The organism is Streptomyces sp. NPDC098781 (genome assembly GCF_044759995.1).
Taxonomy (GTDB): Bacteria; Actinomycetota; Actinomycetes; order Streptomycetales; family Streptomycetaceae; genus Streptomyces.
In genome coordinates, this window is the sequence record NZ_JBIWAK010000004.1 from 838,590 (window position 1) to 848,190 (window position 9,601).

Here is a 9,601-nt window from a genome sequence, read left to right on the forward strand (position 1 = left end):
AAACCGACGAACGACGGTCACTCGCCGGCGGACGCTCGCCGGGTCAGGAGCCACGGTTCCACCACGCCGAGTCCTCGCACCGGCCGCTGCCACATCGGCTGGAGCGCGAAGCGGTACACCGGTGGCTCCTCGCCCTCCTTCTCGGCCGTGGCCGCGGCCTCCGCCGCCTCGGCCTCGGAAGCCGGAGCTTCACCCGTTCGGATCAGCTCCTCGGCGAACGCGCTGTCGACGAGCACGGCGTCGCGCGGAGCTATCGACGTCAGCCGGGAGGCGAGATTCACGGTCGTGCCGAACACATCGCCCATCCGGGTGGTCACCGTGCCGAACGCGATGCCGACCCGCAGTTCCGGCATCGTGTCGTCGTTGGCCATCGTCTCGATGAGCCGCAGGGCGATCTCGGCCGCGACCCCGGCGTCGTCCGCCGCGTACAGCACCTCGTCGCCGAGCGTCTTGACCAGTCGTCCGCCGCGCGCCGCCACCAGGTCGGCCGCGGTGGTCTCGAAGGCCTCGACGAGTTCGCCGAGTTCCTCCTCCTCCATGCGCCGGGTCAGCCGGGTGAAGCCGACCAGGTCGGCGAAGCCCACGGCGAGACGCCGGTCGACCATCTCCTCGTCGTCGGCGGCCTGGATGACCCGGCCGGCCGAGGCGGCGAGCTGGCGGCGCCAGACGTAGACGAGGAACTCCTCCAGCTCGGGCAGGAGCAGCTCGATGATCGGGTACGTCACCTCGGTACGGGTCATGCCGGGCTCGGGGGGCTCGGTCAGGCCCTCCAGGAACGAGTCGATCTGCCACTCGGCCAGCCGGGCGGTGGTCTGCCCGGTCGACCGGGCCACCTGCACGGCCATGGCCTCGCTGAGCAGCCCCGCCTCGACGAGACCGGCGAGGCGCCTGAGCGCCAGGACGTCGGCCTCGGTCAGCGCCTTGGCCTGGCCGATGTCGGCGAAGCCCATGGCCCGCCAGAACCGGGACGCCAGCTCCATGGAGACACCGGCGCTGCGCGCGGCCTGAAACGGGGTGTAGCGCCGTTCGGCGCCGAGGATGAGCTGTTCCAGACGCAGCGCGAGCGGATCCCCGCCGGGGTCGGCGGGCTGGGGGTCCCCCCGGTCGAGCGCATTCGAGACTGGGGGAGGGTCCACCCGGCCGTCCGCGCCCGCGCCGGAGCCCGTGTCGTCGACGGTCACGCCTGCTGCCCTTCCGATCTGCCGCGGTCAGTAATCGACCGGCCTTCACTTTACGGCAGGTGTGCGCCAGCTCACTCCGTAAGAGAACGCCGACGTCGCCTGCCGTAGCCGGTGCGTCTTCGGTGTCGCCGTGGCCCGTCCGCCGGGCCGCTGTGCGTCAGGCCGGCCGCAGGTGCACGATGTCCCCGGCTCCCACCGGCTCCTGCACACCCTCCTCCGTCGCCAGCACCAGCCGTCCGTCCCCGTCGATCGCGACGGCCTCGCCGGTGATCGACCGGTCGCCCGGCAGCTCGGCCCGCACGACTCTGCCCAGCGTCGCGCAACCCGCCGCGTAGGTCTCCTGGAGCTCGCTGACCAACGGGTCCCCGGCGGCGGCCCGCCAGCGCCCGTACCAGTCCTCCAGGGACCGCAGGATGCCCCGCAGCAACGGGTCCCGGTCCGTGCTCACCGCCCCGGCCAGCGCCAGCGAGCCCGCCTGGGGCACGGGCAGCTCGTCCGCGCGCAGCGTGACGTTGATGCCGACGCCGATGACCACGCCGGCGTCCCCGGCGCGCTCGGCGAGGATGCCGCCGGCCTTGCGTTCCTCGCCGCCGACGGTCACCAGGAGGTCGTTCGGCCACTTGAGTGCCGTGTCGACGCCCGCGGCCCTCGACAGCCCCGTCGCCACCGCGACGCCGGTGAGCAGCGGCAGCCAGCCCCAGCGGGGCAGCGGCACCTCGGCCGGGTTGAGCAGCACGGAGAAGAACAGCCCCGAGCGGGGCGGTGCCGTCCAGTTCCGGTCCAGCCGTCCCCGGCCGGCGGTCTGCTCCTCGGCGACCAGGACCGAGCCCTCGGCGGCCTTGCCCGCGGTGGCCAGGTCCACGAGGTCGGTGTTGGTGGAGCCGGTCTGCTGCACGATGTCCACCGCGCGCCACAGCCCGCCCTCGCGCAGCAGTCCACGGCGCAGCGCGGCGGCGTTGAGCGGCGGCCGCTCCAGGTCGGACCAGCGACTGTCGTCTGATGCATCTCGCGGCGTCATGCAAGCCACCCTAGGTGTGGTAAACACCGCACTGCCGATCGGTGGGGCCCCCACTAGTCTACGGATGAGTAACCGTCCCCCCTTTTGAGCAGGCAGGGAGCGCCATCCCGATGTCCGAGCCGGAAGAGCGTCACGAGATCCCTCAGACCCCTGGGATCGACATCCACACGACCGCGGGCAAGCTCGCGGATCTCCAGCGCCGCATTGAGGAAGCGACGCACGCCGGCTCCGCACGCGCCGTCGAAAAGCAGCACGCCAAGGGCAAGTTGACGGCCCGTGAGCGGATCGAGCTGCTCCTGGACGAGGGGTCGTTCGTCGAGCTCGACGAGTTCGCCCGGCACCGCTCCACCAACTTCGGGCTGGAGAATAACCGTCCGTACGGCGACGGTGTCGTCACCGGGTACGGCACCGTGGACGGCCGTCCGGTCGCCGTGTTCTCGCAGGACTTCACCGTCTTCGGCGGTGCGCTGGGCGAGGTCTACGGCCAGAAGATCGTCAAGGTGATGGACTTCGCGCTGAAGACGGGCTGCCCGGTCATCGGCATCAACGACTCCGGCGGCGCCCGTATCCAGGAGGGTGTGGCCTCGCTGGGCGCGTACGGCGAGATCTTCCGCCGCAACACCCACGCCTCGGGCGTCATCCCGCAGATCAGCCTGGTCGTCGGCCCGTGCGCGGGCGGCGCGGTCTACTCCCCGGCGATCACCGACTTCACGGTCATGGTCGACCAGACCTCGCACATGTTCATCACCGGCCCCGACGTCATCAAGACGGTCACCGGCGAGGACGTCGGCTTCGAGGAGCTCGGCGGCGCCCGCACCCACAACTCCACCTCGGGCGTGGCGCACCACATGGCCGGCGACGAGAAGGACGCCATCGAGTACGTCAAGCAGCTGCTGTCGTACCTGCCGTCCAACAACCTCAGCGAGCCCCCGGCGTTCCCGGAGGAGGCGGACCTCGCCCTCACCGACGAGGACCGCGAGCTGGACACGATGGTGCCGGACAGCGCCAACCAGCCGTACGACATGCACGCGGTGATCGAACACATCCTGGACGACGCCGAGTTCTTCGAGACGCAGCCGATGTTCGCGCCGAACATCGTCACCGGGTTCGGGCGGGTCGAGGGCCGCCCGGTCGGCATCGTCGCCAACCAGCCGATGCAGTTCGCCGGCTGCCTCGACATCACGGCCTCCGAGAAGGCGGCCCGGTTCGTGCGCACCTGCGACGCGTTCAACGTCCCGGTCATCACCTTCGTGGACGTCCCCGGCTTCCTGCCCGGCGTGGACCAGGAGCACGACGGCATCATCCGCCGCGGCGCCAAGCTGATCTACGCCTACGCCGAGGCGACGGTCCCGCTGATCACGGTCATCACGCGCAAGGCCTTCGGCGGCGCCTACGACGTCATGGGCTCCAAGCACCTCGGCGCCGACCTCAACCTCGCCTGGCCGACCGCCCAGATCGCCGTCATGGGCGCCCAGGGCGCGGTCAACATCCTGCACCGGCGCACCATCGCCGAGGCCGAGGCGAGCGGCGAGGACGTCGAGGCGGTGCGGGCGCGGCTGATCCAGGAGTACGAGGACGCCCTCCTCAACCCCTATGTCGCGGCCGAGCGCGGCTACATCGACGCGGTGATCATGCCGTCCGAGACCCGCCGCCATGTCGTGCGCGGTCTGCGTCAGCTGCGTACCAAGCGGGAATCCCTGCCTCCGAAGAAGCACGGCAACATCCCCCTCTAGGCCCGCTGGGAGCCCGTCATGAACATCAAGGTCCTACGGGGCAACCCGACACCGGAGGAGCTGGCCGCCGCACTGGCGGTGGTCCGCGCCCGCGCCGCGGCGGCGGCAGCCACGCCGTCCGGCGCGCCGGAACCCCTCGACTCCTGGGCGGACCCGGCCCGCATCGCGTCCCGGCGGGTGCCGCAGCCCGGGCCGACGACGTGGGCGCGTACGTACTGGCCCGGCTAGAGAGTCGCTGACACGACTTCGGCCATCACCTCGTACCCGAGATCGTTCGGGTGCAGGTGGTCGCCGAAGTCGTACGACGGCCTGAGCCGGTCCGGGTCCGCCGGGTCGGCGAGCGCCCGGTTCAGGTCCGCCACGGCGTCGTACTCGCCCGCGGACCGGATCCACTCGTTCAGCTCGTGAGCCGCCTTGGCCGCGTGCTCGCCCCAGTGGTCCGACCCGGCGAACGGCAGCAGGGTCGCGCCGATCACCCGCAGCCCCGCCGCCCTGCCCTGCCGGATCAGCTCCCGGTGCCCGGCGACGAGTTCCGCCGCCTCCACCACCGGCGCCGGCTTGTACGTGGGCTGTTCGTCCGTCTCGCTGAAGCCGATGTCGTTGAGGCCGAGCAGGACCACGAGGGTGTCGAGGCCGAGGTGGCCGAGGACGTCCCGGCGCAGCCGGTGCAGGCCCTTCTCGCCGTACCACGCGGAGTCGTTGAGCAGCAGGTTCCCGCCGATCCCCGCGTTGAGCACGGGCCGCCCCGTGCGCGCGGCCAGCGCGTCCGACCACCGCCGGTCCGCGCCCACCGTGGAGCCGAACCCGTCCGTGACCGAGTCGCCGAAGAGCGCCACACCGTCCGTGCGGCCGGCGTCGGTCTCCACCGCCGACAGGAAGTACCAGGACTCGGTTCCGGCGTCGAAGCCCGCACCGTCGGCCCGCGCGGTCAGGTCGCCCTCGCCGCGGTAGCCGGCCGTGAAGGCCTGGGCGTGGAAGGTCGCGGGGCCGGTCGGGGCGCCGAAGTGGAGGGTGACGGTCACCGACTCCCCGGCGGCGACGGCGAGCGGGACGTCATCGCTGACGACCTCCCCCCGCGCGGGTATCCCGATCTGCGCACCGCCGCCGAAGGTCAGCGGTGTGAGCGACCCCGGCCGTACGCCCGCCCCGACCGCCGTATGCCCGACGCTCGCGCCGGCGACCCGGACCGGTGAGGTGCCGTACGCGTTGGAGAGCCGTACCCGCACCCGTCCGCCACCCGCCGACAGCCGTACGACCTGCCGTACCGACTGACGCCAGAAGCCCTCGCGGGACCAGTTGGGCGTGAAGCCCTCGCTCGGCGCCTGCGGTGACGCGGTCCAGGAAGTGGTGAACACGGCACATCCTCCAAACGGAACCAGAATCCCTTTAACTAATGGAACCGTAGCACCGTTTGGAGGGAAGTTGAGTACGCGTACTCAGGCGCAGCCGAGAATCCCCGCCCGACGATGGAAGGCATGCTGTGGTCCGACCCCGAGAACGAACCGCCCGAGGAACTGCGTGACACGCAGGAGATGTTGCGGCGGCTGGGCGTTCTCATGGCGCTGGCCATGGTGCTGACGATGATCGTGCTCGGGCTGAGGTGAGCCCGGCCGGGAGCGCCGATACGCTGACCGCATGACTGATCAGCCCCGCCGCCGGCTCGTCCTCGCCTCCCAGTCCCCCGCCCGCCTCAATCTGCTCCGCCAGGCGGGGCTGGCCCCCGAGGTCATCGTGAGCGGCGTCGACGAGGACGCCGTCAGCGCGCCCACCCCCGCCGAACTGGCGCTGGCCCTCGCGGAGGCGAAGGCCTCCGTCGTGGCGGCGCGGCCCGAGGTCATGGGCGCCCTGGTGATCGGCTGCGACTCGGTCCTCGACCTGGACGGCCGGGCCCTGGGCAAGCCGGCCGACGCCGAGGAGGCCACGGCCCGCTGGAAGTCGATGCGCGGCCGGGCGGGCACCCTCCAGACCGGCCACTGCGTCTACGACACCAGCACCGGCCGGTACACCTCGGCCACCGCCTCCACCGTCGTCCGCTTCGGCGAGCCGACCGACGAGGAGATCGCGGCGTACGTCGCCTCCGGCGAACCCCTCTACGTCGCCGGGGCGTTCACCCTCGACGGCCGCTCAGCCCCGTTCATCGACGGCATCGACGGCGACCACGGCAACGTGATCGGCATCAGCCTGCCCCTGGTGCGGCGGCTGCTGGGGCAACTGGGCGTCGGCATCACGGAGTTGTGGGCGCCGGCGGAGGGCTGACCGGGGAGCCCTGGGCCGGTGAGTCGCCGCCCTTGCCCCCGTCGGGAGCCGCGTCGACGGGCCCCTCGGGCGCGGCCTGGGCGTCGTACGTCATGAGCAGCAGCACGATCAGGCCCAGGACGACCATCATGAACAGGAAGGCCGTCCAGCCCACCAGCCCCCAGGCGAACGCGCCCAGCAGGGCGTGCACCACGGCCGCGCTGATCAGCAGGATGCGGCCCAGGCCGGCCGGCGCGCGGTCGCGCAGGGCCACGAGCAGCGCGACCAGGCCGCACAGCGCGAAATAGGCGCCGAAGACCACGCCGCCGATCTTCGAGGACATCGACATCACGTCAGGATCCATGCCCGCCAGGGACATGTCCTGGCGGTCGACGACGACCCCCAGGAACCAGTTCAGCCCCGCGACACCGAGCGCCTCGACGAGGAGCACGACCGCCACGACCCATGCCACCGGCCTGCGCACCACCGGTCCCCACCCACTTCCGAGCTGTTCGAGCGCCGTCCTAGCCCTATCCGAGCACGACGACGGTTACCCCAAGTACGTTCGAGACATCGCGAACGCTACTAACGGGTAAACCCCGGGACAAGGGTTCGGGAGATGGCAAAGATGCATTGGGCCATTCGTAGGGATTCCACAAAGAAACAGGGTGGCCCGCAGCACGTGATGACAGAGACCTTGACCACAGGGGAGAGCTAGGGTTTTGCGGGAGAGACCTGCGCACCGTGGCGCGACAAGGGATTTCGCGGGTCGGGCGAGCCTGGAATCACGCTCCGTGTGGGCAAGCTCACCACTGGGGACGGGTCGAAGTGTCGTGTCGGCAGTCCCTAAACTCGGCTTGTTTCAAGGAGGGAGCCTCAATCGTGCGCAAGGTGCTCATCGCCAACCGTGGCGAAATCGCTGTCCGCGTGGCCCGGGCCTGCCGGGACGCCGGGATCGCGAGCGTGGCCGTCTACGCGGACCCGGACCGCGACGCTCTGCATGTCCGCGCCGCGGATGAGGCGTTCGCCCTGGGCGGTGACACCCCGGCCACCAGTTACCTGGACATCGACAAGGTCCTCAAGGCCGCACGCGAGTCCGGCGCGGACGCGATCCACCCCGGCTACGGCTTCCTGTCGGAGAACGCCGACTTCGCCCAGGCCGTGCTGGACGCGGGCCTGATCTGGATCGGCCCGCCGCCGCAGGCCATCCGCGACCTCGGCGACAAGGTCGCCGCCCGCCACATCGCCCAGCGGGCCGGCGCCCCGCTGGTCGCCGGCACGCCCGACCCGGTCTCCGGCGCCGACGAGGTCGTGGCGTTCGCCGAGCAGAACGGCCTGCCGATCGCGATCAAGGCCGCCTTCGGCGGTGGCGGACGCGGCCTGAAGGTCGCCCGCACCCTCGAAGAGGTCCCCGAGCTCTACGACTCGGCCGTCCGCGAGGCGGTCGCCGCGTTCGGCCGCGGGGAGTGCTTCGTCGAGCGCTACCTCGACAAGCCCCGTCACGTCGAGACCCAGTGCCTCGCCGACACCCACGGCAACGTCGTGGTCGTCTCCACCCGTGACTGCTCGCTCCAGCGCCGGCACCAGAAGCTGGTGGAGGAGGCGCCCGCGCCGTTCCTGTCCGAGGCGCAGGTCGCCGAGCTGTACTCCGCGTCCAAGGCCATCCTGAAGGAGGCCGGCTACGTCGGGGCGGGCACGGTGGAGTTCCTGGTCGGCCTGGACGGCACGATCTCCTTCCTGGAGGTCAACACCCGTCTCCAGGTCGAGCACCCGGTCACCGAGGAGGTCACCGGTATCGACCTGGTCCGCGAGATGTTCCGCATCGCCGACGGCGAGGCGCTCGGCTACGACGACCCGCCGCTGCGCGGCCACTCCTTCGAGTTCCGCATCAACGGCGAGGACCCGGGCCGCAACTTCCTCCCCGCCCCCGGCACGGTGACCCTGTTCGCCCCGCCGTCGGGACCGGGTGTGCGGCTGGACGGTGGCGTGGAGTCGGGCAGCGTGATCGGCCCGGCGTGGGACTCGCTGCTGGCCAAGCTGATCGTCACCGGTGCCACCCGTGAGCAGGCGTTGCAGCGGGCCTCGCGGGCCCTGGAGGAGTTCCAGGTCGAGGGCATGGCCACCGCCATCCCGTTCCACCGCGCGGTCGTGAAGGACCCGGCCTTCGCGCCGGAACTGACCGGCTCCACCGACCCGTTCACGGTCCACACCCGCTGGATCGAGACCGAGTTCGTCAACGAGATCAAGCCCTTCGCCGCCCCCGCCGACACCGAGGCGGAGGAGGAGACCGGCCGTGAGACCGTCGTCGTCGAGGTCGGCGGCAAGCGCCTGGAGGTCTCCCTCCCGGCCTCGCTCGGCATGACGCTGGCCCGCACCGGTCTCGCCGCCGGTGCCAAGCCCAAGCGCCGCGCCGCGAAGAAGTCCGGCCCGGCCGCCTCCGGCGACACCCTCGCCTCCCCGATGCAGGGCACCATCGTCAAGGTGGCCGTCGAGGAGGGCCAGGAAGTCAAGGAAGGCGACCTGGTCGTCGTACTCGAAGCGATGAAGATGGAACAGCCGCTCAACGCGCACAAGGCCGGCACCGTCAAGGGCCTGTCCGCCGAGGTCGGCGCCTCGCTCACCTCCGGGGCCGCGATCTGCGAGATCAAGGACTGATCCGGAGCAGCACATCGGCGCCCGCCGGACCCCGAGTGGTCCGGCGGGCGCTTTGCTTCATCCTGGAAGGGCGTATCCCAGGGAGGACCCCATGACGAGCGGGACCGACACGGGCACCTCACCGGGTGCCGGCCGTGCCATGCGCGCCGACGCCCGCCGCAATCACGAGCGTCTGCTCACCGAGGCCCGCGCCGCCTTCGCCGAGCACGGCACGGACGCCTCCCTGGAGGACGTGGCCCGTAGGGCGGGCGTGGGCATCGGCACCCTCTACCGCCACTTTCCCAACCGGGACGCGTTGTTGAGCGCGGTCTTCGAGGAGGCGGCCGGGGACCTGCTGGCCCGCTCACGCGAACTTCTGCGCTCCCCCGAGCCCTGCACGGCCCTGGTGACCTGGCTGCGCGAGATGGTCACGCACGCCGGGGAGTACCGGGGCCTGGCGCACGCCCTGATGTCCGTCTCCGACGACCGGACCTCCGCCCTGGCCCGGTGCAGCGACCCGATCCGACAGGCGGGCGGCGCACTGCTGTCACGGGCCCAGGAAGCGGGCACGGTCCGCGCGGACGTGGCGATCGGCGACCTGCTCCAACTCACCCACGCGATCGCGCTGGCGGCGGAGGAGACACCGGCGGACCCGGAACTGGCGGACCGGCTGCTGCACCTGACCCTCCGGGGGCTCAAGCCCACCTAGGTGTGCTGTTCGGACAGGTTGGTGACGCGGGTGGCTGGTGTGTGGCCGCTGATGCCGGTGTGGGGTCGGTGGTAGTTGTACCAGTCCAGCC

At 71.4% G+C, this 9,601-nt stretch carries 10 protein-coding genes; 6 read left to right on the plus strand and 4 right to left on the minus strand.

Translation table 11 applies throughout. The features are described from left to right. Positions 1-17: 17 nt before the first annotated feature. Complete coding sequence (locus ACIQWG_RS20715) at positions 18-1,181, minus strand: adenylate/guanylate cyclase domain-containing protein (protein ID WP_404097664.1); 1,164 nt, start codon at positions 1,179-1,181, stop codon at positions 18-20. Positions 1,182-1,338: 157 nt separating this feature from the next. Then, a complete protein-coding gene (locus ACIQWG_RS20720; protein WP_404097666.1) occupies positions 1,339-2,199 on the minus strand; it encodes a biotin--[acetyl-CoA-carboxylase] ligase in 861 nt (286 codons plus the stop codon). A 110-nt stretch (positions 2,200-2,309) separates the two neighbouring features. Between ACIQWG_RS20720 and ACIQWG_RS20725 the strand changes: the two genes are divergently transcribed. Next, on the plus strand, positions 2,310-3,932 hold the full coding sequence (locus ACIQWG_RS20725; protein WP_404097670.1) for an acyl-CoA carboxylase subunit beta: 1,623 nt from the start codon (positions 2,310-2,312) through the stop codon (positions 3,930-3,932). A gap of 18 nt (positions 3,933-3,950) precedes the next feature. Next, positions 3,951-4,160, plus strand: a complete 210-nt coding sequence (locus tag ACIQWG_RS20730; protein ID WP_404097673.1) for an acyl-CoA carboxylase epsilon subunit — start codon at positions 3,951-3,953, stop codon at positions 4,158-4,160. Here the strand turns inward: ACIQWG_RS20730 and ACIQWG_RS20735 are convergent. Continuing rightward, positions 4,157-5,287, minus strand: coding sequence for an SGNH/GDSL hydrolase family protein (locus ACIQWG_RS20735; protein ID WP_404097676.1), 1,131 nt, complete (start codon positions 5,285-5,287; stop codon positions 4,157-4,159). The genes ACIQWG_RS20730 and ACIQWG_RS20735 overlap by 4 nt on opposite strands. 120 nt (positions 5,288-5,407) lie before the next feature. Here ACIQWG_RS20735 and mmpB point away from each other — a divergent pair, with 120 nt between their 5' ends. Further along, on the plus strand, positions 5,408-5,536 hold the full coding sequence (gene mmpB, locus ACIQWG_RS20740) for a morphogenic membrane protein MmpB (RefSeq protein WP_404097679.1): 129 nt from the start codon (positions 5,408-5,410) through the stop codon (positions 5,534-5,536). Positions 5,537-5,567: 31 nt separating this feature from the next. Continuing rightward, positions 5,568-6,188 (plus strand): Maf family protein, encoded by a 621-nt coding sequence (locus tag ACIQWG_RS20745; protein WP_404097681.1) that lies wholly within the window; start codon positions 5,568-5,570, stop codon positions 6,186-6,188. On the opposite strand, the gene ACIQWG_RS20750 is transcribed toward ACIQWG_RS20745, so the two are convergent. Next, positions 6,157-6,654 (minus strand): hypothetical protein, encoded by a 498-nt coding sequence (locus ACIQWG_RS20750; protein ID WP_404097683.1) that lies wholly within the window; start codon positions 6,652-6,654, stop codon positions 6,157-6,159. The genes ACIQWG_RS20745 and ACIQWG_RS20750 overlap by 32 nt on opposite strands. Positions 6,655-7,049: 395 nt before the next feature. Here ACIQWG_RS20750 and ACIQWG_RS20755 point away from each other — a divergent pair, with 395 nt between their 5' ends. Next, a complete protein-coding gene (locus ACIQWG_RS20755) occupies positions 7,050-8,822 on the plus strand; it encodes an acetyl/propionyl/methylcrotonyl-CoA carboxylase subunit alpha (RefSeq protein WP_404097685.1) in 1,773 nt (590 codons plus the stop codon). A 139-nt stretch (positions 8,823-8,961) separates the two neighbouring features. Further along, on the plus strand, positions 8,962-9,510 hold the full coding sequence (locus tag ACIQWG_RS20760; protein ID WP_404097764.1) for a TetR/AcrR family transcriptional regulator: 549 nt from the start codon (positions 8,962-8,964) through the stop codon (positions 9,508-9,510). Positions 9,511-9,601: the final 91 nt, after the last annotated feature.